The 25,904-nt window shown below is 56.1% G+C and carries 23 protein-coding genes and 1 pseudogene; 10 read left to right on the top strand and 14 right to left on the bottom strand.

Annotated features, from left to right (window positions below):
* Positions 1–40: 40 nt before the first annotated feature.
* Positions 41–307: a DUF4229 domain-containing protein gene (locus tag L6966_RS09605; RefSeq protein WP_083090779.1), complete on the top strand. Its 267-nt coding sequence runs from the start codon at positions 41–43 to the stop codon at positions 305–307.
* Positions 308–396: 89 nt separating this feature from the next.
* Here the strand turns inward: L6966_RS09605 and L6966_RS09600 are convergent, their stop codons facing one another.
* Together L6966_RS09600 and L6966_RS09595 are read right to left on the bottom strand one after the other, a co-directional pair.
* On the bottom strand, positions 397–1,314 hold the full coding sequence (locus L6966_RS09600) for a 1,4-dihydroxy-2-naphthoate polyprenyltransferase (protein ID WP_237224712.1): 918 nt from the start codon (positions 1,312–1,314) through the stop codon (positions 397–399).
* Positions 1,315–1,401: 87 nt separating this feature from the next.
* Entirely contained in the window at positions 1,402–2,685 is a 1,284-nt protein-coding gene (locus tag L6966_RS09595; RefSeq protein WP_237224713.1) for an AMP-binding protein, read from the bottom strand.
* A 107-nt stretch (positions 2,686–2,792) separates the two neighbouring features.
* Here L6966_RS09595 and L6966_RS09590 point away from each other — a divergent pair, with 107 nt between their 5' ends.
* Complete coding sequence (locus tag L6966_RS09590) at positions 2,793–2,969, top strand: hypothetical protein (RefSeq protein ID WP_237224714.1); 177 nt, start codon at positions 2,793–2,795, stop codon at positions 2,967–2,969.
* Positions 2,970–2,972: 3 nt separating this feature from the next.
* Positions 2,973–3,200, top strand: coding sequence for a hypothetical protein (locus tag L6966_RS09585; protein WP_237224715.1), 228 nt, complete (start codon positions 2,973–2,975; stop codon positions 3,198–3,200).
* Between the two features lie 74 nt (positions 3,201–3,274).
* Here the strand turns inward: L6966_RS09585 and L6966_RS09580 are convergent, their stop codons facing one another.
* The gene (locus L6966_RS09580; RefSeq protein WP_185174195.1) at positions 3,275–3,532 is read right to left on the bottom strand and encodes a Txe/YoeB family addiction module toxin; all 258 of its coding nucleotides are present in this window, start codon (positions 3,530–3,532) and stop codon (positions 3,275–3,277) included.
* 8 nt (positions 3,533–3,540) lie between these two features.
* A complete protein-coding gene (locus L6966_RS09575) occupies positions 3,541–3,795 on the bottom strand; it encodes a type II toxin-antitoxin system Phd/YefM family antitoxin (RefSeq protein WP_083090784.1) in 255 nt (84 codons plus the stop codon).
* A gap of 219 nt (positions 3,796–4,014) precedes the next feature.
* Here L6966_RS09575 and L6966_RS09570 point away from each other — a divergent pair, with 219 nt between their 5' ends.
* The 4 genes and pseudogenes from L6966_RS09570 to L6966_RS09560 all read left to right on the top strand — a co-directional run bounded on the left by L6966_RS09570 (position 4,015) and on the right by L6966_RS09560 (position 9,420).
* The gene (locus tag L6966_RS09570) at positions 4,015–5,427 is read left to right on the top strand and encodes a type IIL restriction-modification enzyme MmeI (RefSeq protein WP_237224716.1); all 1,413 of its coding nucleotides are present in this window, start codon (positions 4,015–4,017) and stop codon (positions 5,425–5,427) included.
* Positions 5,408–5,659 (top strand): annotated as a pseudogene (locus L6966_RS12135) (DNA methyltransferase); the annotation flags it as partial. The gene L6966_RS09570 and the pseudogene L6966_RS12135, both read left to right, overlap by 20 nt.
* A 59-nt stretch (positions 5,660–5,718) precedes the next feature.
* Positions 5,719–6,906, top strand: coding sequence for a type IIL restriction-modification enzyme MmeI (locus tag L6966_RS09565; protein WP_336603623.1), 1,188 nt, complete (start codon positions 5,719–5,721; stop codon positions 6,904–6,906).
* 3 nt (positions 6,907–6,909) lie between these two features.
* Entirely contained in the window at positions 6,910–9,420 is a 2,511-nt protein-coding gene (locus L6966_RS09560; RefSeq protein ID WP_237224718.1) for a DEAD/DEAH box helicase family protein, read from the top strand.
* A 425-nt stretch (positions 9,421–9,845) separates the two neighbouring features.
* Here L6966_RS09560 and L6966_RS09555 read toward each other — a convergent pair whose 3' ends face one another.
* The 5 genes from L6966_RS09555 to gluQRS all read right to left on the bottom strand — a co-directional run bounded on the left by L6966_RS09555 (position 9,846) and on the right by gluQRS (position 16,004).
* On the bottom strand, positions 9,846–10,835 hold the full coding sequence (locus tag L6966_RS09555) for a Fic family protein (RefSeq protein WP_272878613.1): 990 nt from the start codon (positions 10,833–10,835) through the stop codon (positions 9,846–9,848).
* Positions 10,836–11,269: 434 nt separating this feature from the next.
* Positions 11,270–12,223, bottom strand: coding sequence for a 1,4-dihydroxy-2-naphthoyl-CoA synthase (locus L6966_RS09550; protein ID WP_237224719.1), 954 nt, complete (start codon positions 12,221–12,223; stop codon positions 11,270–11,272).
* A gap of 125 nt (positions 12,224–12,348) precedes the next feature.
* Entirely contained in the window at positions 12,349–13,845 is a 1,497-nt protein-coding gene (putP, locus tag L6966_RS09545; protein ID WP_237224720.1) for a sodium/proline symporter PutP, read from the bottom strand.
* Positions 13,846–14,070: 225 nt separating this feature from the next.
* Entirely contained in the window at positions 14,071–15,000 is a 930-nt protein-coding gene (locus L6966_RS09540) for an EamA family transporter (RefSeq protein ID WP_237224721.1), read from the bottom strand.
* Positions 15,001–15,029: 29 nt separating this feature from the next.
* Positions 15,030–16,004, bottom strand: a complete 975-nt coding sequence (gene gluQRS / locus L6966_RS09535) for a tRNA glutamyl-Q(34) synthetase GluQRS (protein ID WP_237224722.1) — start codon at positions 16,002–16,004, stop codon at positions 15,030–15,032.
* Between the two features lie 221 nt (positions 16,005–16,225).
* Here gluQRS and L6966_RS09530 point away from each other — a divergent pair, with 221 nt between their 5' ends.
* Entirely contained in the window at positions 16,226–17,140 is a 915-nt protein-coding gene (locus L6966_RS09530; protein ID WP_083090792.1) for an MBL fold metallo-hydrolase, read from the top strand.
* 134 nt (positions 17,141–17,274) lie between these two features.
* Here L6966_RS09530 and L6966_RS09525 read toward each other — a convergent pair whose 3' ends face one another.
* Positions 17,275–18,984 carry a phosphatase PAP2 family protein gene (locus L6966_RS09525; RefSeq protein ID WP_237233273.1) on the bottom strand — a complete coding sequence of 570 codons (1,710 nt, stop codon included), beginning with the start codon at positions 18,982–18,984 and terminating at the stop codon, positions 17,275–17,277.
* Between the two features lie 245 nt (positions 18,985–19,229).
* On the opposite strand from L6966_RS09525, the gene L6966_RS09520 reads away from it, so the two are divergent.
* Both L6966_RS09520 and menD read left to right on the top strand, forming a co-directional pair.
* A complete protein-coding gene (locus tag L6966_RS09520; protein ID WP_237224725.1) occupies positions 19,230–20,255 on the top strand; it encodes an o-succinylbenzoate synthase in 1,026 nt (341 codons plus the stop codon).
* 9 nt (positions 20,256–20,264) lie between these two features.
* Positions 20,265–21,938, top strand: a complete 1,674-nt coding sequence (gene menD, locus L6966_RS09515) for a 2-succinyl-5-enolpyruvyl-6-hydroxy-3-cyclohexene-1-carboxylic-acid synthase (protein WP_237224726.1) — start codon at positions 20,265–20,267, stop codon at positions 21,936–21,938.
* Positions 21,939–22,014: 76 nt separating this feature from the next.
* Here menD and L6966_RS09510 read toward each other — a convergent pair whose 3' ends face one another.
* The 4 genes from L6966_RS09510 to L6966_RS09495 form a co-directional block, all read right to left on the bottom strand.
* Positions 22,015–22,179, bottom strand: a complete 165-nt coding sequence (locus L6966_RS09510; protein ID WP_083090794.1) for a methionine/alanine import family NSS transporter small subunit — start codon at positions 22,177–22,179, stop codon at positions 22,015–22,017.
* 1 nt (position 22,180) lies between these two features.
* Positions 22,181–23,785, bottom strand: coding sequence for a sodium-dependent transporter (locus L6966_RS09505; RefSeq protein WP_237224727.1), 1,605 nt, complete (start codon positions 23,783–23,785; stop codon positions 22,181–22,183).
* 174 nt (positions 23,786–23,959) lie between these two features.
* Positions 23,960–24,982, bottom strand: coding sequence for a polyprenyl synthetase family protein (locus tag L6966_RS09500; protein WP_083090860.1), 1,023 nt, complete (start codon positions 24,980–24,982; stop codon positions 23,960–23,962).
* Between the two features lie 116 nt (positions 24,983–25,098).
* Positions 25,099–25,833 (bottom strand): demethylmenaquinone methyltransferase, encoded by a 735-nt coding sequence (locus tag L6966_RS09495; protein WP_143539040.1) that lies wholly within the window; start codon positions 25,831–25,833, stop codon positions 25,099–25,101.
* Between the last annotated feature and the right edge of the window lie 71 nt (positions 25,834–25,904).

The raw sequence follows: 25,904 nt of genomic DNA, 5'->3' as shown, positions 1-25,904 counted from the left end.
GCCCCGCCCCGTAGGCCCGGCAGGTTGGTAGAATGAGGGGGTGAATTTTCTCAAGTATTCCCTGCTCCGACTGCTCTTCTCAGCCGCCGCCTTTTTTGCCTCCTACTATGTTGGGGTTGGCTTTATTCTGGCGATTATTTTCGGCGCTATCATCGGTTTTGCTGTCTGCTACCTGGCCTTTCCGCGCCTGCACGACGCCGCAGCGGCCGACTTTAACCGCATCATTCGCCGTAAGAACAAGCCCCGGGCCGCCGCTGAAGATGAGGCCGTTGAAGACGCTCTTGACGAGCAGAACCGTGCTCTCTAACCCCGCTTAAAGTCGCAGGACGCCCGGTGGCGTCCTGATGTGTAGAGGTTGGTAGCGAGCGTGAGACTGCGGAATCTTGCGAATAAGAATTAGTAGCCGGTGAACACTGAGGTGCGATCAGCAAAGATAGCCAGAGGCTGAAGAACGATAGCTAGTGCAACCAGTACCGAGTAGGCCAGTGCAATGAGACCGGCCTGTTTGAGCACCGGGATGAGGCGCGGGCCGGCCGAACCGCCCAGTACCACCAGGGCGGAGTGAACGACCGGGCCAATGAGCACAAAGGCCAGTACAAACCAGGGGTTGTGCGGAACGAGAAGCACGGTCAGCCCCAGCCCCAGCCCCATTTCAACTGCGTAGGTGATGCGGGAGGCCCTATCGCCCAGACGAACTGCCAGGGTCTTCTTACCGGCCTCAATATCGGTGGGAATATCGCGCACATTATTCGCCATGAGCAGGGCACAAGAGAAGAGCCCCAGAGTGATGGCGAAGACCCAGGCGGTGAGGGTCAGCTGGGCGCTCTGCGTGAACATGGTTCCCAGGGTAGCAACCAGGCCGAAGTAGATAAAGACGAAGACATCGCCTAAGCCCATGTAGCCGTAGGGGTGTTTACCGCCGGTGTAACCCCAGGCTGCCAGAACCGCCGAGGCACCAATAGCCAGGAACCACCACTGTTGTGAGAGCAGAATGAGCCCCAGGCCGCTCAGGCCTGCTAACCCGAAGCAGACGAAGGCTGCCAGCTTTACCTGTGTGGGTGTGGCTACGCCCGAGCCGACCAGGCGTAGGGGGCCTACGCGCACCTCGTCCGTGCCCTTAATGCCGTCGGAGTAGTCGTTAGCGTAGTTCACGCCCACCTGTAAGAAGAAGGCCACCAGAAAGGCTAGCAGGGCACGCACGGGCTCGAACTTGTGCACCTCGTAGGCAGCTGCAGAACCAGCAATGATAGGAGCTGCCGCCAGGGGGAGCGTGCGCAGGCGTGCCCCCTCAATCCACTGTGCAACCGTTGCCACTGTTTCGCTCCTTGTTAACCTGTGCTGATGGGTCTTAGCGTGCCACAAATACACACCATTCTCTCACTTTTTAGCGGTGGGTGCCCGCTAGCTGCCGCGTGATGTACTCCGGCTACCCTGCTGGGCCTGCCACGCCGCTGCCAAGAGAGCCTGCACCGCCTGCCGGTCGGGCTTACCCGTGGGCAGGGTTGGGAACTCCGGTAGCACTTCAATGAGTTTAGGCGCGGACGCTCCCCCCAGCTTTTCTGCAACCAGCCGGGGGAGGGCGTCCTCAAGCTCGCCGGGCTGCACCTTGTTGCCGGCCACCGGGGTGATAGCTGCGGTGATGGCGGTGCCCCAGCGGGCATCTGGAACCCCGGCAACCAGGGCTTCGCGTACCGCGGGGTGGCTTTCAAGGGCGGTGGCTACTGCCGCCGCGCTGGTTTTGATGCCGCCGGAAATCAGCACATCGTCGGCTCGCCCCGCCACGGTGAGGGTTCCGGAGCCCAGGTCAGAGGTGCACGAGCCAAAGGTGCCCAGGTCGTCGGTGCGGTACCAGCGGATTCCTTCCCTGTCTGCAAAGAAGTGGGCGGCGGTGCGCTGCGGGTCCTTGGCGTAGCCGCTGGCGATGGTGGGCCCGCCCAGCCAGATGCGCCCGGGAGCTTGTGGGTCGGTAGCTTCGGGCTCTATCTGCACGCGGACGCCCGGCAGCGGCTTGCCCTCATAGACGCAGCCGCCTGCGGTTTCAGCCGAGCCGTAGGTGCGTACCACCGGGAGGGAAAGGGAGCGGGCGGTGCTGATGAGGTCGGCGCTGGCCGGGGCCCCGCCCAGAAGAATCGCGGAGAAAGAGCAAAGTGCCTCAAAGGTTTCGGTGCGGAGTGTGCTCTCGGGGGTTTCCAGCAGGCGGTGCAGCTGGGTGGGAACCAGGGAAACCAGCCGATGCCGGGCTGAGAGTCTTTCGGTGGAGCTGACGAAGTCCTGGGCTGTGAAGCGGGTGCCTTCGCTGACTGAAGTGGTGATAACGGGTGTGGTGCCCGCCAGCGCAGACCGGGCTACCACCTGCGCCCCGGCAACGTACTGTAAGGGCAGGGCCAGGAGCCACTGGGCTGCGCTGGTTTCGGTGGCGGCTTCGGTGCCGCGGGCCGAGGCTGCCAGGGCAGAGGCCGGAAGTACCGTCTGTTTGGGGGTGCCGGTGGAGCCGCTGGTGGTGACAACCAGGGCAGGGGCGTCCTGCCCCTGATCTAGCTCGGTGAAGCGGGCGCTAAAAGTACGCAGGGCCTCATTAAGCTCCTGCGTAGCAGGGCGGGCGGGTTGGTCTGCCCCGACGCGGACGGCGGCCCCGAACTCGTGTACAACCGGGCTGGGGAGCGGGGTAAGGGAATCAAATATCATGGCTCTTTGTAGTCTACGCCTGCTTATTCTTGCCGGTTAGTATGCCTACTTGGTAATCTTGTGGCTAATACGTTCTTTATTCTCAAGGTCGAGATAGGAGCCTTCCCATGCTTGAGGTAACCGGTGCTGAGATCGCCCTTCTCTTGCTGTATCTTGCTCTGCTGGTGCTCTTTTTCATAGTGCTGCTGGGCTTCCACAAGAAAAATAAGACCGAGATTCGGGTGATTCGTAAGCGCCTGGGGCTGGGCGAGAAGGCTGCTGGCCAGCCGGATAAGGGGGCCTAGGCCGTGACTGTACTTGCTACTAATCCGCTGGTTCCTACTGCCGGTGAGGCTATTATTTCTGTGATTGGCCTGGTCTATCTGACGTTGATGCTGGTTTTCCTGGTCTTTCTCATCAAGGTGCTACTGACCTGGCACCGTAAGAATAAGCTGCGCATTATCGAGCTGGAGTTCGAAGAACGCGCCATCGACAAGCGCAGGGCTGCCCGCCGTATGGCAGACTCTGAGGCTTAGCTTACGACACTAGCCCCAGGCCAAACAGGAGGACGCCCCGCCCCGCCTTCCGCGAAGAAGGTGGGCGGGGCGTCCTACTCGTAGTGGTACCTTACCGCAGCAATACGCACAGAGTTGCCCACGATTTTGTAAACCAGTCGGTGTTCTTCAGTAATTCTGCGTGACCAGTAGCCGGAGAGGTTGTTGCGCAGGGCCTCAGGCTTGCCAATACCTTCGTTACCGTTGCGTTGGATATCTTTGAGTAGGGTATTGATTCTTTTGAGAACCTTGCGATCTTGCCTCTGCCACCATAGGTAATCTTCCCAGGCCTGACTGCTCCAGATAAGTTCCACGCCGCTGCCTAGTCTTCGAGAAGTGCCTGGCTGGATCCTCCGCCTGCTTCAAGTTCATCAATTGAATCTAGCAGCCGACGAGCATTGGCAGGCGAACGTAAGAGGTGAGCGGTTTCTTTGAGCGATTCGTATTCGGCAAGTGAAAGAATGACGGCAGGTTCGCGCCCTGCCCTGGTGATGACGACTTCTTCAAGGTCTTCTACTGCGATATCGAGTACCTGGGCGTAGTTGGCGCGCGATTCTGTGTAGGTCATAGTTTTCATCAAAACCTCCTGTACAGAAAACTGTACTCATATCAGGATGTGAGTGCAAGATGCTACATGCTATTTATAGTTGCGCCCCCCAAAAACCTCTACCTGACAGATGTAAAAATAAAATTATCTGGGCCTAAATTTTTTTGAACTATCTGGGCATTAATTATGATGGAGGTAACTGTTGCCTGAATATGCCCTAGAAGGCACACTACCCTAGAGGATGCAACTATGATCGCTACTCTTTTCGACCGTAACTTCACTCAGAATGAGCTGAGCAAATTCTCTCGTGTCTGGTTGGAGAAGCTAAGGGAAGTTGAAGAATCTGGTGGCGGTGCAACTGAGAAGCAGTACACCCAGCAGTTTTGGATTGGTTTGCTCAAGTGCTTTGGTATATCTGATGAGCGTACCCTTTTGTTTGAGCGCGAGGCTAAGCGTGCATCAACTCAGAACCGTGGCTGGATTGATGTTTTCTGGCCGGGCATGTTCTTAGTGGAGCAGAAATCGGTTAATAAGCCCTTGGAGGCTGCTGCGCTTCAAGCTGATGATTATCTGAGTGGTGGGTCAATTTCTGACCATGAGTGGCCGCAGTATGTGATTTCCTGCAATTTCAAGAGCTTTGTGCTCACCAATTCTAAGACGAATGAGACCTGGTCTTTTACTCTGGATGAGCTACCAGAGTTCGTAGATCAGCTGAAATTTATCGCTGGCCAGGAAGCTATCGATAAGCGCGAAGAGGAAGAAGCTACGATTCAGGCTTCTAAGATTATGGCGCGTCTGTACCAGTCTTTGGTCGGTGAAGACGCGGACGCCCCGGTGGGGGAGGATGCCCCCGAGAGCGCTAGCCAGGAAGACCCAGCTGTAGAACGGGCATCGATTTTTCTAACACGTGTTTTGTTCTTACTGTTCGGTGATGATGCAGGTCTTTGGGAGAATGACCTTTTCTACCGCTTTATTGAAGAACGGACACAGCCGGATGGTTCTGATTTGGGGGTGCAGATTGCAGGTCTATTTGATTACCTGAGTACGCCTGAGCAACAACGGGCACGGGTGCAGAAGAATGTTCCTGATCTGGTGCAGCGGTTCCCTTATGTAAATGGTGGGCTCTTCGCTGAGCGTACCCCTGTGGAGTATTTCAATGCTGAAATGCGGGCTGCCTTGCTTGATGCTTGTCGTTTTCGATGGACTCGTATTTCAACAGCAATCTTTGGGTCTATGTTCCAGCTGGTGAAGTCACGGGAGGCCCGTCGTGCCGCTGGTGAACATTACACTGCTGAGGTAGATATTCTGAAGACTATCGGCCCTCTCTTCCTGGATGAACTGAGAGCTGAAGCTGATCGTTTGATTGCTTCGAAGTCGACTAGCAGGGCATCTTTTGCTCGTTTCTTGGATTCTTTGACTGAGATGCGTTTTGTTGATCCGGCGTGTGGCTCTGGAAATTTCTTGCAGGTTGCTTATGCCAAACTGCGTGAGATTGAGACTGACGTTTTAGCTGAGATGAACCGCCGTGAGGGTGGGGAGACCCAGCTGCTAGGTACTTTGGGTACACGCTTATCGATTGAACAGTTCCATGGGTTTGAGATTAATTGGTGGCCCTCGCGCATTGCTGAGGTAGCTATGTTTTTTGACAGAGTTCCAGGCTGACCAATACTTGGCTTCGAAGGTCGGTGATGCTCCGGTCCGTCTCCCAATTGCTACTACCGCTCAGATTGTTCATGCGGACGCGCTCGCCCTAGACTGGCGGGCAGAGGTTCCAGAGACTCGGGGTAAGACCTTTATTTTTGGGAACCCGCCATTTATTGGTCAGTGGACCAAGACTAAGGATCAGACCGAGGCGATGAAGCGGGTCTGGGGTAAAGACTACGATGGTTACCTGGATTTTGTGACGGCTTGGTTCAAGAAGTCCTCAGATTTCTTTACGGGCGCTGATGTGCCATCATCCTTCGAGAGAGAGAGAGAGAGAGAGAGAGAGACGGGGAATTTGCCTTCGTTTCAACCAATTCTATTTCTCAGGGGCAGGCCGTGCCTGCGCTTTTTGGCCCGCTCTTTCGAAGCGGCTGGCGTATCAAGTTTGCCTACCGCACCTTTCCATGGAACTCCGAAGCACCAGGTAAGGCCACTGTGCACTGTGTAATTACGGGCTATACCAGAGACGAGAGCACTCGCCAGCGACTTTTTGACTATGACTGGAACACCAAGGATACTCAGGAACTCAAGGTGAAGACCTGTGTCAATGCCTATCTGTTGGATGCCCCGAACGTGCTAGTTACTAAGAGGACGAAGCCTCTGAGCCCTGAACTCCCACCTGTTCTCCGCGGGAGTCAGCCTACAGATGGCGGAAACCTTATTGTCGAAATTGAAGATTTCCATAAAGTCGTAGCCGATTCTATTGCTGCTAAGTATCTTAGGCCTTTCCGCATGGGCAGAGAACTTGTGCGCGGGCTAGACAGATGGTGTTTGTGGCTTGTTGAGTTAGACCCAAGCGACCTTAATCGTAGTCAGGTGCTGAGAGAGCGTCTTGAAGCTGTTCGCACTATGCGGCTTAAAAGTTCAAAGCAAGCCACGAAGGAACTAGCGCAATCCCCTCACTTATTCGGCGAAATTCGGCAACCGGAAAATAACTATATTGGAATTCCACGTGTTGTCTCTAGCGCTCGAAAATACTATACAGTAGCTCATCTAAAATCCGATGTAATTTCTGGGGATAAAGTATACACAGCTATTGACCCAGATGGTTTTCTGTTCGCTGTTATAAGTTCTTCTATGTTTATTACCTGGCAGAAAGCTGTTGGTGGGCGCCTGAAGAGCGACCTAAGTTTTTCAAATACAATTGTTTGGAATAATTTTCCCTTGCCTGCTGTGGAGCCTAAGTTGCGCCAGCAGATTATTGAGGCGGGTAGGGGTGTGCTGGCTGCGCGTGATGCTATTGCTGAGCGTGCGGGTGGTACGAGGTCGTTGGCGGATATGTACAATCCGTTGGCGATGGATAAGGGGCTGCTGGATACCCATAAGAAGTTGGACCGTCTGGTAGATAAGGCGTTTGGTGCGCCGAAGCTCTGCACATCGGAGAATCAGCGCCTTGGAATTTTGTTTTGTCGTATAGAGAGACAGTATAGGAGCTAGAAAATGGGCATTTTTTCTAATTTGGAAAGAAAGCAATCGGATAATTTGTCAATTCTTCCTAGAGAGATTTACACCAAATCTCTTACCGAAAAGCCAGACGGGTACTCTTACCCGAGAGACTCGCAAACCGAAGTGTGGAAAGCATGGCATGAACGGCGAGAAGAAGAAGATCTAGTAATAAAAATGAATACAGGCAGTGGAAAAACTATAGTTGGTCTGGTAATTCTTCTTTCTCTACAAAGAGAACAAAAGGGGTCTGCCGCATTCTTTGTTCCTAACAAACAGCTTCAAGAACAAGCTATTGAAGCTGCTCGATCAATTGGTATCAAGGTAACAGATGATCCTAGGTCTCGGGAATTTCAATCTGGTAGAGAAATCCTAATAACAACAATTCAGAAGTTATTTAATGCTAAATCTGTATTTGGAAAAAATGGCGACAATAGTCTTTCTGTTAATATTGATTATCTGATAATTGATGATGCGCATGCGTGTATACCTATGATTGAAGATCAATATACTTTTCGTATTGATAAGGATCATGAATCATATGTTAAATTACTTAAATTATTCTCTGAGTCTCTAAGTCGTCAATCTGCAAATGGATACAAAGATTTGGAGGATTCTACTGACGTATCTGTTGTTATTCCGGTTGAATACTGGGAATGGAGAGCTAAATATTCTGAAGCTTTAAATATTATTAGGGAGACAGCTAATACCGATGAATATAAATTCAAATGGGCTTTAATTAGTGATTATGCTAAGTTTGCAAGTGTAATTTTTACTGAGAAAACAATTGATATAAAGCTTCCATTTCCTAATATTGCTGCTTTGCCTTCTTTTGTTGAAGCTAAGAGAAGAATTTATATGACAGCAACTTTGGCAAATGATTCTTCTTTAATCCCTTTAGGTGTAAATAAAGAATGTGTTCTGAATCCAATTGTTCCTGGAACTGCAGGAGACATTGGAGACAGAATAATCTTTTCGCCTATCGAAGAAGGGAGCGGTATCGCCAAAAAAGATGTTATGGAACAGGTGAAAAAATGGGGAGAAAACATGAACGTGGTTGTCATTGTTCCCTCTAGGCATCAAGCAGAGGCTTGGAAAGAATTTACAGATGAAATCCATGATAAAAATTCAATTTTAGATGTGGTGGAAAGGCTTAAATCTGAAAGGCGTGTAGGGCTTGTAGTCCTAATTGCTAGATATGATGGTGTGGATTTGCCTGATGATGCATGTCGAGTATTGATTTTGGATGGTCTTCCCAAGGATTACTCTGGCCACTCTTTGTATGAATCAACGATTCTGAGAGGTTCGGATAGGACAATTATCAATAATATCCAGAGAATTGAGCAGGGGATGGGGCGAGGGGTTCGGCATTCAGATGACTATTGTGTAGTGATGCTGTTAGATCCTAATCTTACATCTTACTTACATAATCCAAGAAATTTTGATAGGTTTTCTCCTGGAACTAAAAAGCAGTATATATTTTCAATTGATTTTTTCGATTATTCCGAAAAGATGGATAGAAACCTTGATTATTATAACCAAGTCGTTTCTGCTTTCTTATCTCGTGATCCAGAATGGGTAAAAAGTAGTAAATCTAATCTCGAAGGAATTGAGTATACAACAAATGCAGAGTGCTTGGACTTGGCCGTTGCTGAGCGAAACGCATTTCAACAGGCGATAATCGGTGATTATCGTCAGGCTGGAGAAATTTTATTAAAATTTGTTAATGAAAATAATAGTATGGGTGAGGGCGAAAAAGGAGTACTCTATCAGAAAGCAGCAGTTTATATTGACCTAGTAGAGCCTACAAGGGCTCATCAGCTTCAAAAAACTGCGAGGAAGCTAAACCCTAGTCTTATTAAACCAGAATTTAATGATTTTCAATTTGAAAGAGAAAAAAAGAACGAACAAGCATATGAGGCCCAAGAGTATATAAAAAATTTAGTGCGAAAGGAGGAATCAATCTCAACTTGGGTCAGTGTTCTGATGCAGCATTTAACCCCTTCTTCTGAAGCGGGAACTCACCAAGACTTTGAATCAGCGCTGGAGATAGTGGGAAAAGCATTAGGGTTTCGTTCTACTCGTCCAGACCAGTTTTCAGGCCTTGGGCCTGATAATCTGTGGGGATTGGGCGATAATCAGTTTATGATTATAGAATGCAAGAGTGAGTCTACAAGTTCTGCTGTAAGCCGTGGTTATTTTGGGCAGCTTTCACAATCTGTAGATTGGTTTAAAGAAAAAATGTGTCTTACTTCAGGGGTGATAATACCAGTAATTATTTTTCCTAGTCGAAATTATATGAAAGATTCAACTCCTCCAGAAAACTCCCGTGTGTTAGATTTTGCTCAATTAGAAAGGTTTAGGGCTCAATTTAAATCATATATTCTGGAAGTCTGTAGTGAAAGAAATTTTGAGAACGTGCAATTTATTCGCCAATCCCTTCAGAGGCATCAGCTGAATTCGAGATCGTTTGTTCAAAACTGGACGAAATCATTCCTTCCAGAATAAAACAAAAAAATTTATATACTTATTCTGGTGATATTAGTATTAATAAATATCTATAGTTGTGCAATTTTTGCGCATTTAAAATATTTATCCCTTGAATTGTTTCGCATTCTTTAGAGGTATGATCAGTAATTTACGAGGATAGGTGGAAAATATTTATTGTCTATGCCAAATGATTCTTTAAGTAGGAGGATCATGGTGAATATGAATTTCTAAAGTCTTCCACCCTTCTTAGGTAAATGGTGTTGGTGCCCAAAATATAGATAGAGGTTTATTCATGAGGGGTTGGCGAAGCAGGCTCACAGCGAAGCTGCTGGCTCGGTGGCTGGTGTGAATCGCCTTGTGGGCGAAGCGAACCCGGCGAGAGGGGCGCAGCAAGCGTGAGCATGCAAGACCCTTATGAATAAGCCTCTCTGTAGGAAGGCGTCTTAACCCCTAAACTCCCGCCGTCCTGCCCTCTTCGCAAACGCGTCGAGGGCAGCTAGGACGCCGGGACACGTCCACACCTTCTGCCCGCGCACCTTCTTTTCAACCCGCAAAATCTTGGTTTCAACCAGCGCATCCACCAGACGATAAGCTGTAGCCTTCGAAACCCCAGCATGCTGTTCCAACATGCTTGCCGTAAAAGCAGGCTCCGCACACACAAACCGCGCCAGCAACCTCACAGGCTCAGTAGCACGAGAACGAGACGCCAAAATCTCCGCCTCAACACCCTCCAAGTCAGCGGCCAGTAAGCGCGCATTCTCAAGCGCCGCATCCACCGACCTCACAAAGCACTCAAGTATCGGGACCACATCACCCTCACGGTAGGCCGTCAGAGCCTCAACATAATCACCAATATCGTGTAACAGACCGCTTGAAATGGGCACCGTAACACTGCGGGTCACACCACGCGCTCGCAAAATCGATGAGACCAAAGCCCTACCCGTTCTTCCATTACCATCAGTAAAGGGGTGAATCGTCTCAAACTGGGCATGAGCGATAGCCGCCTGCAAAGTTGGGTCAAGATCCTGCCTGGCTGCAAAAGCCACCAGGTCATCAATGAGCGCCGGAACCTGCTCCCAGGTAGGCCCAACATAATCAGCGGTGACTGGCGACCGGCCACCAATCCACACCCATTCCCGCCGAAAGGTTCCCGCATCAGCCTGAACACCCTGCGTTAGTTCTCGATGCATCGTCAAGATTGCGGCACTATCAAGATGTTCTGCTAAATCAATAGCGGCTTTCATGGCCGTTACATTGCGAGCAACTAACTCGGCGTTGCCGCCCACTTCAGCACCCAATGAAGCCAGCGATAGCTTGCGCGCATTAACCGTAAGATTCTCGATCTGAGAGCTGGTCGCTGACTCACCACGAAGCAGAACTGCCGCAAAAGGAAAATGGGAGAGCTGTGAAAACTCCTGGTCAAAACGAGTCATTCGGGCTGTCGCTTCAGCAACAAGAGCTGAAATCTCAGGTGAAACAGAAACCTGTCGCTCGGCGATAAACGGAACAACAGCTGCCCTGAAGCCACCGCGGTTTCTTAGTTGTGACCGGCGAGAAGCCAACGGATCACGATGATTCCACTGATGCTCTGCATAGGTGAGCTTTGGCCAAGATGAACTCATGAGAAGCCAGCCTTACTTTGGGATGCTTATTGAGCAAATATACCCGAATTTTCTCAATAAGCGCCTTATTGAGAAAATCCGCCGAAATTGTCTCAATAAGAACACCAGCCAGGATGCCGCCGTCCTAACACTTACATGCAACAGCACAAAGCAAAGCACCGTCTACCGCGACTGCGAGTTTTTCGAGCGTAGCGAGAAACTGTCTGAGCTTGAGCGGTAGACGGTGCGAAGTTTAACCAGGTGTTTTAGAAGTAGTAGGGGTAGTTCTCCCAGTTGGGGTCGCGCTTCTCAAGGAAGGCGTCGCGGCCCTCAACGGCCTCATCGGTCATGTAGGCCATGCGGGTGGCCTCGCCGGCAAAGACCTGCTGGCCGACCATGCCGTCGTCCGGCAGGTTGAAAGCGAACTTGAGCATGCGAATAGCCTGCGGGGATTGGCGGGCAATATGGGCTGCGTACTCCAGGCCCTTAGCCTCCAGCTCAGCGTGGGGCACCACGTCATTGACCGCACCCATCTCGTACATGCGCTGAGCGTCGTACTCCTTGGCCAGAAAGAAAATCTCGCGGGCGAACTTCTGGCCCACCTGGCGGGCCAGCAGGGCAGAGCCATAGCCGGCGTCAAAAGACCCCACGGTCGCATCAGTCTGCTTAAACTTGCCGTACTCCTCAGAGGCGATGGTCAGGTCGGCCACCACGTGCAGGGAGTGGCCACCACCGGCTGCCCAGCCCGAAACCAGGGCAATAACCACCTTGGGCATGGTGCGGATCAGACGCTGCACCTCCAGAATATGTAAGCGGCCTGCGCGGGCCGGGTCAATGGAGTCACGAGTCTCACCCTCGGCGTAGCGGTAGCCGTCGCGGCCACGAATACGCTGGTCGCCGCCGGAGCAGAAGGCCCAGCCGCCGTCCTTGGCAGAGGGGCCGTTGCCGGTCAGCAACACGGTACCCACATTGGAGGTCATGCGGGCGTGATCTAGCACCCGGTAGAGCTCATCAACGGTGTGCGGGCGGAAGGCGTTACGCACCTCGGGCCGGTCAAAGGCGATACGGACGGTCGGTAGGTCGCGCAGAAACTCACCGGCCGCATTGCGCTCAACCTGGCGGTGGTAAGTGATGTCGGTCAGGTCTTCAAAGCCCTCAACCAGACGCCAGGCGGTCGGGTCAAAGATATCAGAAACCTGAGGAGGAAGTTCGTTAGTCATAGCCACCAGTCTACCGAGCCTCCCGTTTAAACCCCGTTGAAACAAGAACGCCGCCGCTCACTCACCTACCCGTAGGCAGAAAAGTGGGGCAAGCGGCGTCCTCACAAGCAAGCCGGGGGAAGGCCCTAGCGCGAGAGCTCTACCGCGCGGTCAAACTCTTCGTTGATTTCGCGGGCAGCAACAGAGTCACTCTTGTAGGTGGCGATAGAAATCAGGAAGGTCAAGAGCAGATTGACCAAGAAACCGGGCACAATTTCATACATGTAGCCCGAAAGAACCTCATTGTATCCCCATACAAAGACGGTGATAGTACCGGCAACCATACCGACGACGGCACCGAGGGTAGTGAGCTTACGCCAGTAGAGTGAGAGAAGCACGACGGGGCCGAAGGCAGCGCCGAAACCAGCCCAGGCAAACGACACGAGCGAGAGCACCGACGAGTCGGGGTTCCAGGCCAGAAAACCTGCAATCAGCGAGACAAGAAGCACGCCAGCCCGGCCCAACCATAGCCCCTTGGTGGCTGATAGTTCCTTGCCGCTAGTGAGCTTGTAGAGATCTTCGGCCAGGGCAGAAGAACAAACAACCAGCTGCGAAGACAGGGTTGACATAATGGCCGCCAGCACGGCTGCCAGCACAAAACCGGCCAGTAGGGGGTGGAGCAGAATCTGCGACATATCCAGAAAGACGGATTCGGCGTTAGTGGTGTCTGTTAAGGTCGCTTCGGGGTTGCGCGCAAAGTAGGCGATACCGATGAGGCCCGCGCTCATGGCACCGACCATGGTCGCGGCCATCCAGGTGATACCGATACGGCGGCCAGCAGTGGCATCCTGCGCTGAGCGTAGACCCATAAAACGCACAATGATATGGGGCTGGCCAAAGTAACCCAGGCCCCAGGCCGCTGAGGAGAGAATGCCCAAGGATGTAGTTCCGGCAAAGAGCGAAAGGGCGGTGGGGTTGACGGATTCAATGGTGGTCTCAAGGCCTGAGAAGCCGCCTACGTAGGTGAGCGCCATAATGGGTAGCACAATGAGAGCTGTAAGCATGAGCAGGCCCTGGACGACGTCGGTGTAGGTCGCGCCCAAAAAGCCACCAAAGAGGGTGTAGAGCACGGTGACGCCAGCGACCAGAATCATACCGGTATGGTAGTTGCTGCCGAAGGAGGACTGGAAGAAGACGCCGCCAGCGACCATGCCCGAGGAGACGTAGAAAGTAAAGAAAATCAGGATGACGAGGGCCGCGAAGATGCGGATAATTCCCTTATCGTCGCGCAGACGGTTGGAGAAGAAGGAAGGGACGGTGACCGAGTTACGAGAGACCTCGGTGTAGGAACGTAGACGAGGTGCCACGAACCTCCAGTTGAGCCAGGCACCGACAGTCAGGCCAATGGCAATCCAAGCTTCGGTCAGGCCGGTGATGTAGAGTGCGCCAGGCAAGCCCATGAGGAGCCAGCCAGACATATCTGAGGCGCCAGCTGAGAGCGCTGCGGCCGTGGGGGAGAGGGAACGCCCGCCGAGTACGTAGTCGTCAAGGTCGTTATTTTTTGTTTGGGCCCAGAAGCCGATGGCAACCATGGCGGCGAAGTAGATAGCTAGGGCTATCAGTTGAAAGGTGGTATCGCTCATGTGTTCCTCTTGGTTGTGCAAGGACGTGTGTGCCCGGGGTGCTGACTGGCGGTAACGCCGCACATGGTGGGGCTGTTTTGCCGAATTATCTGTTTAGAATACGTGACAGCACACCGGTCTCACACGTTTTATTCTGTGCGTTAGCTTACACTCTGAGGGTGAGTTTGACACCTTTTGGATTGTCGGCAGAGGTTAGAATCTCCGTCAGATACCCATCAGTTCAGCTTAAGATTGGGGCGGTTTAATCGCAGGCAGAGCGGCAGTATGGAGGCTCACCGCAATCGCTGAGCGGTTGGTGCGCCACACAATGTAGGCCCCCGAGGCTGCGATGAGCACAATGCCCAGGTAGGACCACGCTGAGAGAACCTCACCCAGCATGACTGTACCCACCAGCGCGCCAATGACCGGGTCAATGGAGAAGAGCACACCGATAACCGCAGCGCTGGTCAGCTGACCGGCTATATTGTCAGCAGAGTAGGCCAGCGCTACACCCACGACCGCTGAGAGCGCCAGCTTGAGCCAGGCGTCCGCATCTAACCCTGCCATGGTTGGCACCGAGAGCGGTAGTTGAATCAGGGCAGAAAAGGCCAGCGAAAGTGTGGTTCCCCGCAGCCCACCGGTGGCCGCTGAGCTCGAGCCCATGCGGGCAGAGTAGAGCGTATAGCCAGCCATAGAGGCCGCCGAGCCCAAGGCCCAGACGAAGCCGATGGGGTTGGCGTCCGCTGCCAGGGTAGGGCCTGCGACCATCACCACGCCAGCCAGAGCAAGGAAGGCCATGAGCCCGTCACGCAGACGGCGCACCCCAAACAGGGCCATACTGAAGGCACCCAGGTACTCAAAGGTCACCGCTACACCGAGCGGAATATGGTCTACCGCATTGTAAAAACAGATGCTCATCAAGGTCAGTACCAACCCGTAGACCAGAACCTGAGGAAGGTCGTTGTGGCGTAGAGCCAACGGATTAGGGCGCACGATTGCCCACAGCACCACCGCCGCAATGAGCGCTCGCAGGGCTGCCACCTGGGTGGGTCCCACACTGGCAAAGAGCACGGATACAATCGCCGCTGAAATCTGGATGCCCAGTGACCCGGTCAGAATCAGCAGCAGAGCGGCGGTGCCCCGGTGCTGTGCGGGGACGCGGTCGGTCAGCTTCACGGCGCTCCTTTCGAATTCCGGGGGGAGAGTTAGAGGCAGCAGGTGCTTTCCATGAGCGGGTCAAGCACGATCCAGGGAGCTCGCCCGATACGTTCTGGGGCAAAGACAGCCAGCATCTCAGTAGCTGTCTCGGGTAGGTGGGGCCCAGAGTCACCCGCAAAAGCCCCCGTCAGTGGTGGTAGTGGAATGGAAGCCGCGATCATGCGCATCAGTTGCCCGGTGCTCACCCCGGCGGCAGTCAGCTCGGAGTAGGTTACGGCACCGTCGCGTTTGGCTAGCCGCTTGCCTCCGGCCCCAAGAGCCAGCGGCACGTGGGCGTAGACAGGTACGGCAAGGCCCAGCAGGTGTGCCAGATAGGCCTGACGCGGAGCGCTGGGTAACAGGTCATCACCGCGAACGACCTCAGTAACCCCCTGAAAATCGTCATCAACTACACAGGTGAGGTTATAGGCATAGACTCCATCGCCGCGCACAAGCACAAGGTCATCTACAGCATCGGTGTAGGTGCCAGCAAAACGGTCGGTGACGCTCCACGAATCCACCTGAGCCTTAAGCCTTAAGGACGCCGGCCGCACCCGTCTGCGTTCGGCCCGTTCTGCCTCCGTTAAGTTACGGCAGGTGCCGGGGTAGGCACCCGGCGCTCCGTGCGGGGCACTTGAAGCCTCCTGGATTTCACGACGGGTGCAGAAGCACTCGTAGACCAGCCCGGCCTGGGTCAGCTGCGATACCGCGTCCTGGTAAGCCGTTAACCGCGTGGACTGGTAGAGGACCTCGCCGTCCCAGTCGATACCCAGGGCTGCCAGGTCGGTCAGCTGCCGCTCAGCGGCACCTCGCTTGACGCGGTCAAGATCCTCAACCCGTAGAACAAAACGCCCGCCAGCGTGCCTAGCCATCAACCAGGCGAGCAGGGCCGTGCGCAGGTTGCCCAGATGTAAATCACCCGAGGGGGAGGGAGCATAACGACCGCAGGGAGTCACAGCGGTAGAACGAGGGAAGGTAGTCACCCCACCAGTCTAGTCGGAACCCACCCTAGACAGTGCTCTGCCGTAGTGAAGCGCTGCCAGCGGTCTTTGAGCGGGCTGGGGGTGGTTCTCCCCGCTTAGACATGACGCTAGGTTGCGCTGGCTAGTAGTCATGGTGTCAAAAACCGTGGTGTGGCAAGAAATAACATGCCTATCGCTTGTAAACTGGGTGAGCGGACCATAATTCAAGTACCTTAGAGAGTATGGCTAGAACTATGGAAATTGCCGACGGTATTTATCAAATCTCAACCGATAACTACCGGCTCAACTCGGGCCTCATCGTTGGTGCAGATAAAGCGATGGTGGTCGATACCGGTGCGGGGCCCCGCCAGGGCGCCGAGATTCTGAGAGCGGTCCGCCGGGTCACCGACCTGCCCTTGGTCGCTGTAAATACCCACGCACACTTTGACCGCTTCATGGGTAACGCGGTATTCGCCGCTGACGGAGTAACCGATATCTGGGCACATCCGCGTACAGCCCGCGCCATCGAAAACTACGGTGACCGTCAGCGTCTCTATGTTGAGGTTCTTGAACCCGAGATGGCTCACCACCAGGGCCCCAACACCGATCTTGTGGTGCCCACCCGTTTTCTACCCGGCGACGGGACCCGCCCCGCTTTCACCCGTGTTGAGCTGGGCGACCGGGCCGTGACCCTGATGTACCTTGGCCTGGCACACACGGACGGCGACGTGCTGGTCGGCGTGGACGACGTACTTTTCACCGGTGACCTGGTCGAGCAGGGGTCAGATCCTGCTTTTGATGACTCCTACCCCAGCCAGTGGGTTAACACTCTGCGTACCCTGGCCAGCCTTGACCGCTACCGCATTTTCGTTCCGGGTCACGGAACCCCCGTGGAGTCCTCATTTATTGAGCGTATGGCAGACACCATGGAAGACGCGATTCAGAAGATATCCGAGTCGGCCCTCACGAAGGTCAAGGGCCCCACCACCGCTTCGATGTTCCAGCTACCCTACTCGGGTGGCTCCACCCGCATCCTGCTTGACCGTATTCTCAAGCTGGAAGCCCGAGAGGCAGAGGGCGCGGGCCTGTCTGCCGCTACGTTTGAGGGCGATGCGGCTTCGGGTCTCACCGGGCCTATTACACTCGGCCAGGGTTAGGTAAGCGCGAGCCTCTCTCATCGAACCGGTCAGTTTATCGAAGCCTTATATAAGGCGCGTCGACAGGTGCCGCTGTGGTGCTTGCTGGTAGATACGCCCGGTTGTTTGCCTGTGACGCTACTGCGCTGCGAATCTCAGTAGGCCCAGACTCGCCTGTAGGCGCTACGCTGCTTGTTCTGTGGGCGAAGGAGCGCCACCTGGATGCTGGTGGTCAGGGCAGCCACAGCAGCGATGAGGCAGATAGCTGCCATAAAGGCGGAGCCCGGAATCGGGTTAGTATTTGTCACCCAGTAGAGGGCGAGGGCGCAAAAACCGACAAAAAACCCTGAGATTGAAAGTAAGGGCACCAAAATCAGGCCGGAGCGTTGGGTGTCGCTCATGTCGAGCTCCTCGGATCTCATAAAACGGAGAATCACCAATCCCAGTACTCCCCACAGGCCGGTCACCAGAATAGCGGAGACCACATCGGCTGGCCGGTGCCAGCCGTTAATCACGGTTGAGTAGCCTGCAGCAATCGTGAAGACCGTGCTTATCAGGGCCACCGTGGGGCGGAAACGCTTAGGCGAGGCCAGAAAGAGAGCCAGGCCAGAGGCGGCAGCGAAGGTGGTGTGCCCTGACGGGGCGGAGTTGCCCAGCGCCTCCTGAATTCCCAGGTTGGGTTTGATAATCAGGTAGTTCTTGAGTAACTGAGTGGTCAGGTTAGCGCCCAGGGCCATGCCCAAGCCCACCAGCGCGGGCACAAAGCGGTGCTTCCACAGCAAAACAAAGAGCAGGCCCACGGCGGCGGTAATACCCGCTGCGGCGGGAATGAGATTGAGCAGACCTGAGGTCTGTTCGGTGTAGGTCATGAACTGGTAGGCGAACTCCTGAAAGGAAACCTCGTCGAGTTGCTGCCCGGTGGGCGTCATGATGAAGAAGACAAGCGAGATGACCAGCAGGCAGAAGAGCGTGCCAGCAGCGAAAAAGTGCTGAATCAGGGTCCAGAGTGAGGGGCGAGTCTGCCGAATATGTGAGGGGGTCAGCATATGCAACCGCCCGGAGGGTGAATGTTCACCCGAATGGGCCGTAGGCCCTGAGGGCTGATACGGGCCCGGTGCAGGCATCTGGCCGTAGGGGGAGGGCGCTTGAGCACCCGGGTTGACCCCCACTCCTCCCGCAGGCATCCGGCCGTAAGGCGAGGGGTGCTGGCCGTATGCGGCACCGGTCGGGTAGCCACTGGGGGGTAACTGCTGGGCCGGGGCGTGGTTTGCTTTTTCGGCTGCGCGGGCGGCGCGCTCCTTTTTAACGCGGTCGGCGGTTTCGCGGGCCTTGGCCCTTGCGGTGGCCCAGCTGCTCTTGGCGGTGGCCAGGCTTGTGGCAGTACCGGCACTAACCTTAGATTTGAGTGTGGCTAGGGTCTGCTGAGCAGAGGGCGAGTCGGAGCCTGGTTCAGAGTGCGCGCCAGCATCTGCCGGGCGGGTGAAAGGCACCGTGGCATCATCACCCGCAACTGACCGGTGCCGCCCCCGCTCCTGAGTTTGCGGCATAGGCACAGTCCTGTCGGTGTCAGCGTCGGCGGCAGGAGAGCCCCCGGGGCGGCTGTCTCCCATAGCCAGGGTGGGAGCATGGAGTGAGCTGGTCGGGAGTATGACGGTGGCGTTCAAGTCGCTCGGAGTGCCCTCTGAGCCCACTGTGTCAGGCGCATCTGCCGGTTCTGCCTCTTGCCGGGCGGGTAGAACCGTGGTGGCATCGGCGTCCGAATCTGCCTGCTGGGTGTAGCGGGCGTAACTTTGGGCCGGAATAATCTCCGTAGCATCATCCGCTGTGCCAGATGCCGCGCGGGGAGCGCGCTTCTCAAAACTCACAGTGCTTCTCCAAGACCTTTCTGCCAGGTGTAGGCGCTGAACTCGCAGGCCCTTCAGGGGAGCCTGGCAAGCTAGAGTGCAAGGCCACCTCCGGGTGGGTAGGGGCACCCTGGCCAAACGACTTTTTTATTGTTGCAAACTCAGATGTGACTTTCCTGGGAGAAAACCTAAGGTTTTGAGGGTGGGGCGCTCCCACCTCGCCGCCCTGACCGGCCCCCGTGAGAGGCAGAGGGTAGATTGGTGATATGACGACCCTCAGTACAGCCCTGCCTCTACCCCCACTGCATGAGATTCTAGCGGCCACTCGGGTAGTTGCCCTCCCCATGCGAGTTCCCTTTCGCGGGGTCACGGTGCGTGAGACTGCCCTGATTCAGGGGCCTGCCGGCTGGGGGGAATTTGCGCCGTTTATAGAGTATGAAGTACCTGAGTCCGCCGCCTGGCTGGCCTGCGCCCTCGAAGCTGCCTGGCTGCCCTACCCTAAGCCGCTCCGCACCGAAATTCCTCTCAACGCTACAGTACCTGCCGTGTCTGCGCAGGCGGTGGAGGGCGTCCTCGCCGGATACAGGGGGCAAATTCATGAGGTGAAAATCAAGGTAGCGGCAGCGGGTCTACCTTTTGACGAGTCGTTGGCCGCTGACCTAGCACGTGTGGCGGCGGTGCGCGAACTGCTACCCCGGGCCCGTCTCAAGGTCGACGCCAACTGCGGCTGGAGCGAGGATCAGGCTGTTACCGCGCTGACCCAGCTGGCAGCCTACGACCTCATCTACGCTGAACAACCCACCCCGGGCATTGAGTCGCTAGCTCGTGTACGGGAGCGCCTGCGCGATGCCGGGGAGCCTCTGCTCATCGCCGCCGATGAGGCCGTACGCAAGAGTGATGACCCCTTGCGCGTGGCCCGTGCTGCAGCCGCCGATGTACTGATTATCAAGGCGGCACCCTTGGGCGGCGTCCGCCGGGCGCTGACTATCATTGAGCAGGCGGGGTTACCTGCTGTGGTGTCGTCAGCCCTCGAAAGCTCCGTCGGCATCCGCACCGGAGCGGCCCTGGCAGCAGCCCTGCCCGAGCTGCCCTACGGGTGCGGCTTAGGCACGGTATCGCTGATGGGGCAGGACGTCGCCGCCCGTCCTCTCGTGGCCCACAACGGGGTGCTACCGGTGCGGGACGTCGAACCCGACCCCGCACTGCTGGGTGACCTGCATGCTTCGCCTGACCGCACCGCCTGGTGGCACCGGCGTATCACTGACTGCTACCGCCACCTGAGCGGCGAGTAAACTGGAGGGGTGACTCCAACTCCCTCAGCTTCCTTCATCAGTGCGATTTCCCTCCTCGATACCCTGGTGCGCGCCGGCATGCGTCATGTGGTGGTATCGCCGGGTTCGCGTTCGGCACCGCTAGCCTACGCGATTGCTGCCCTGAGCGAATTGGGGGTTCTTGAAGCGCACGTGCGTATCGATGAGCGTACCGCTGCCTTTACTGCCCTGGGGCTAGCCAAGGCAACAGCTGCTCCCGTCGGTATCGTGACCACCAGTGGAACTGCCGTGGGGCAGTGCGTCCCTGCCCTCATGGAGGCCTCTCACTCGGGTGTTCCCCTTATCCTCATCTCAGCCGATCGGCCCGAGCGTCTCCGGGGCACCGGAGCTAATCAGACCACCCGCCAGGCTGGCCTGGCACCCGCTCACACCAGGGTATCCGTCTCTCTGGAGAACTACAGTGCTGACCCAGCCGATCCCCAAACCGGGTATCTCAACCTTGCTCTGGCAGCTGTGACGGGCCGCTCGCCCCAAAACTGGAATGCGCCTGCCACCGAACCCGTAGGGCCAGTGCATATCAACCTGGCCTTCGATACCCCCTTGACTCCGGGTGAGGCTGACAGCGCCCTTCTAGCTCGCTGGGCGCAATCTCTGGCTGACCAGCCCCCGGCCAGGCCCGCTTCGCTGGCCCCTGCTGACCCGGCGGCACCTGCCTGGCTCCGTTCACAGAACCTACCGGCTCAGCCCCGGCGCACCGTCGTAGTTGCCGGTGACGGGGCAGGGCCCATCGCTGCTGGTTTTGCCCAAAAACTGGGCCTGCCTCTGCTGGCCGAGCCTTCCTCCAATGCGCGTTTTTCTGCCGCCGCTATTGAGGCCTACCGGCAGGTTCTCCAGGGGGAGCTGGGGAATCAGATTGAACGGGTCGTGGTTTTTGGGCACCCCACCCTCTCCCGCCCTGTCACCAATCTGCTCGCCCGTACCGAGGTTGAAGGTGCCCTCTACGAGCCCGCTCCTGCCCCCTGGCACGAGCCGGGGCGTTCGGGGCTACAGCCCGTCTCGCTCTTAGCGGAGCTCGCTGACTTTGCCGGTATCGGCGCGGACGGCTGGCTGAGCAGTTGGATTGAACAGGCAAAACAAGCCGCTGAGCAACTCCACGCGGCGGTTGACGACTACCGGCAGGGGAACAGACCAGCGGGGCTGAGCGGGGCGGACGACCGCACCGCAGGGCTCTCGCTTGCCCTTGACGCCTGGGAGCAGAGCCTGGCCGACGATAGTGTGCTGGTGGTCGGCTCCTCCAACCTGATTCGCGACCTAGACCTCATCATCTCGGCGGCCCCCGCGTCGCCGCTGATTTTTGCCAACCGAGGTCTAGCCGGAATTGACGGCACCCTGGCCACAGCAGCCGGCATCTCGCTGGGGTTGAGTTGCCGCGTCCGCGTGCTGTTGGGAGATCTCACCTTCTTGCACGATAGCGGCTCCCTCAACATCGGCCCAACCGAACGTAAACCCAACCTTGAGGTGCTGGTCTACGACGACCGCGGCGGCGGCATCTTCTCCACCCTAGAGCACGGACATCTGGCAGGTACCGAACAGTTCGGGGCCGCCGTAACCCGTTTCTTCACCACCCCCCACACTGTTGACCTCGAGGCGCTGGCTCAGGCCTGGGGAGACAACGGCATAACCGTACGTGTGGTTACCCCCTAGAAGGCACAGGCCTCAAAGTGTATAGGCCGGGCCCCTACACCTGAGGTGTAGGGGCCCGGCCTGTGTGCATATATAGCTAGGAGTTCTGAGCTGCGTCAGCTGCCCACGGGGCAGGGGTAGAAGTCTCTGCCTCTCCACTTGAATCATCGGGGTGGCGGGAGAGGTGGACCAGAGCAACCCCTAAACCGCCCCAAATTAGGGTGATGGAAACTATTAGCATCACAATCGCTACGGAGCTCATCTTATGCACCTTCCTTTTCAGGGGCGTTGGCTACTGCGGTGTCCACATGACCGTGCTGTACCTGACCGCCAGAAACTGGGGGAGCAGGGGGAGTCAGTGCCGCACGAGAGGTCTTAGACCAGGGCAGCATAGAGACGATAACGGCGACGACCAGCAGGGCCACAACCATGCCCCAGCCAAAAACGTTGAGCAGCTGGTCGGGGTAGCCCTCATAGGGTTCGTTGATAAGGGTGATAAAGGTATTGATAAGGGAGTAGCCCAGGATCAGAGGGGTTATACCGGCCAGCAGAATCATCCAGATGGGGCCCATCTTCCATGAGGAACGCTCATTGAGGTGGTCGCGGAAGACCGGCAGGGCACGTAGCAGGTAGGCCACCACGAAGATGGAGACTAGGCCAGCGGCCAGAATACCGAACTGGTTGACAAAGTTATCGAGAATATCGAGCACGTAGAGGCCAGAGGTGGTCGCCATGAGCACGGTAGAAATAATCGCAATCGGAATAATCACGAGCAGGGTGGAGCGCACGCGGCCCAGGTTAAACTTGTCTTCAATACCGGCCACGATAACCTCAACGATAGAAATCATGGAGGTAAAGCCCGCAAAGAGCAGGGAACCGAAGAAGAGTACACCGATGAGGGTGCCACCGGGGGCCTGAGAAATAATGGTGGGGAAGGCGATGAAGGCCAGACCAATACCTGAGGTAGCGACCTCAGAGACCTGGGTGCCAGCGGCGGTTGCCATGAAACCCAACGCAGCGAACACACCGATACCGGCCAGTAGCTCGAAGGAAGAGTTGGCGAAGCCAACTACTGCACCGGAGCCGGTCAGGTTGGTTTTGTTTTTCAGGTAGGAGGCGTAGGTAATCATGATGCCGAAGCCGATGGAGAGCGAGAAGAAAATCTGGCCGTAGGCGGCAACCCAAACAGTGGGCTCGGTGAGAGCTGACCAGTTGGGGGTGAAGAGGGCGTCAAGGCCCATCATGGCGCCGTCCAGGGTCAAGGAGTAGGCCACCATGCCTACGAACATGAGCACCAGAACGGGGATGAAGAAGAGGTTAGCTAGGCCAACGCCTTTCTGCACGCCCAGCGACATGATGACAGCTAGCAGACCCCAAATCAGAATGATGGGCCAGAGCACGCCAGGTACGAAGTCGAAGGTCAAACCTACCGGGTCAGCAACCTGCAGGACGTCGGAGAAGAGGAAGGTCTGCGGATCGTTGCCCCAGGCGTGGCTAAAGGAGAAGAAGAAATAGCGCACCGCCCAGGCCAGAATCGCGGCGTAATAGATGGCGATAATGACGTTGATGCCCATGTGCCACCAGCCGATGAACTCGGTTTTACGGTTCAGACGGCGAAAGGCCAGCGGCGAAGAAGCACGGGCACGGTGGCCAATGACGTAGTCAAAGAAGAGAAAGGGCAGGCCTGCGGTGAGCAGGGCGACCAGGTAGGGAATCATGAAGGCCCCGCCGCCGTTATCGTAGGCAACGTAGGGGAAGCGCCAGATATTACCGAGGCCTACGGCTGAGCCGATGGCTGCAAAGATGAAGACTCTGCGGCTTGAGAAGCCCTCTCGTTTCTTCGGCGCTGAGGTGGTGTGTGTACTCATGTGAGTGTACCTCGCAAAAATGTGACGGATGAAAACTTTTGTAGTATGTGGGTTTAGACTAGCAAGTAATAAATAATTCTCAAATAGTGGTGACTAACCGGTGAGAAAATATCCCGGTCGGTAACCTTCCGGGATATATGACGGGGCCTGCCTGTAAGCCCTGTGACTGAGTCTTTATGAGTCGCGGCGAACCACGGCATGGGCGAAAGATTTCAAGGCTTCTTTAATAATCGAGTCGGGGAGCGGCTCGATGGCGGCGATGGCGTCATCAGCCCACTGGTAGGCCATGGCCCAGGCCTCCTCTGTCACAGGGTGCGTAGAGAGCGCCTCAACTGCCTCAAGGAGAGCTTCGTCGCTGGTTAGATCCCCACGAATCAGCTGCTGTATATGCTGGGCCTCAAGGTCACCGGCTGCGGCGGCCCGGTCAAGCAGAATAGTGGGGAGAGTAGGGACTCCCTCGCGCAGGTCGGTGCCCGGAGTCTTACCAGAGGTCCTTGACGAACTGGTTACATCAATGACGTCGTCTGCCAGCTGGAAGGCCACGCCGACGAGTTCGCCGTAGCGGGCTAGCATCTGCACGGTGGCCTCGGGTGCCTCAGAGAGGATGGTCCCGTAGGACCCGGCTGCAGCGATGAGCGAACCGGTTTTGCCCTCAATCACCTTGATGTAGTGGCTCAGCAGATCTTCATTTTTTTCAGGGCCGGTGGTCTCAAAAAGCTGGCCCAGCACCAGCCGTTCAAAGGTTTGAGCCTGAACAGCTAGAGCACGGCCGCCGAGCTCAGAAACAATCAGGGAGGCCCGCGAGAAAATCAGATCCCCGGTCAAAATGGCAACCGAGTTACCCCAAATGTTCTGGGCGGTATCAACCCCACGTCGTTTGGGGGCGTCGTCCATAACATCGTCGTGGTAGAGGGTCGCCAGGTGGGTGAGCTCTACCGCCACGGCCGCGTCAATGACGCGGTCGTTAATGCCGCCTCCCACCTCAGCTGCCAGCAGAGTGAGCAGGGGGCGTACACGCTTACCGCCAGCAGACAGCAAATGGCGTGAGGCCACATCGGCCAGGTGATTGGTCTGGGCAACCGAACGATCCAGGCGCTGTTCAATCTCAGACAGGGCCTCAAGAATCTTGGGGCCAAGCTCAGGGTTTTGAGCAATGAGTTCAAAGCCCCTGGGTAGGTTGAAGTCAGCATCGGGCATGAGCGCTGCGGCGCTCACGGATGAGCTGGAGGATTCAGTCACGATGTCTTTCACATTTCTTGGGATTGTATGTTGTGTTCTGGTATGCCACAACGGGCTGACACTAGTCTACCTGGTTAGTCGGCCAGCTTATATGCGCGGTGCAGGGCCACTATGCCGCCGGTCAGGTTGCGGTACTGGACCCCAGACCAGCCTGCCTCAGTGAAATGCCGCGCCAGCTCGTCCTGGTTGGGCCAGGCCAGGATTGACTCGGCCAGGTATTCGTAGCTTTCGGGGTTGGATGAGAGCGCTCGCGCGACCGGCGGTATCAGCCTCATGATGTAGTTACGGTAGATGGTGCGGAAAGGGGCAAGGGAGGGGGTGGAGAATTCGTTGATGACGATGCGCCCGCCCGGCTTAGTAACCCGGTAGAGTTCACGCAGGGCCTGGGGGTAGTCGGCAACATTGCGCAGACCGTAGCTCATGGTGACAGCGTCAAACTCGTTGTCAGCAAAGGGGAGGGCGGTGACGTCGGCCTGCACAAACTCGATGTCGGGGCGGCGCCTGCGGCCTACAGCGAGCATCCCTTCAGAGAGATCAGCGGCAATGACCTTCACGCCAGCATCGGCAAAGGGTTCAGATGAGGTGCCTGTGCCAGCAGCAACGTCTAGCACCTTCTGCCCCGGGCGGGCGTCGACGGCGGCTACGGTCTGCTTGCGCCAGTAGATGTGCTGGCCCAGCGACATGATGCCGTTCATCAGATCGTAGCGTTCTGCTACCTGATCAAACATGGAGGAGATATCGGTGGTCTTCTTTGAAAGGTCTGCTCGGTTCACCCTGCCTATTTTGTCATGTTTAGCGCCAAAGCTCATGTTGGTTCCATATGACGCAGGTGAATATTCATGCATATGTTTGCATTGATACACAGGTAGGGGCAGAATAA

It is taken from the genome of Rothia nasisuis (genome assembly GCF_928381405.1).
GTDB classification, from domain to species: Bacteria; Actinomycetota; Actinomycetes; order Actinomycetales; family Micrococcaceae; genus Rothia; species Rothia nasisuis.
This window is presented reverse-complemented; position numbering and strand designations above follow the sequence as displayed.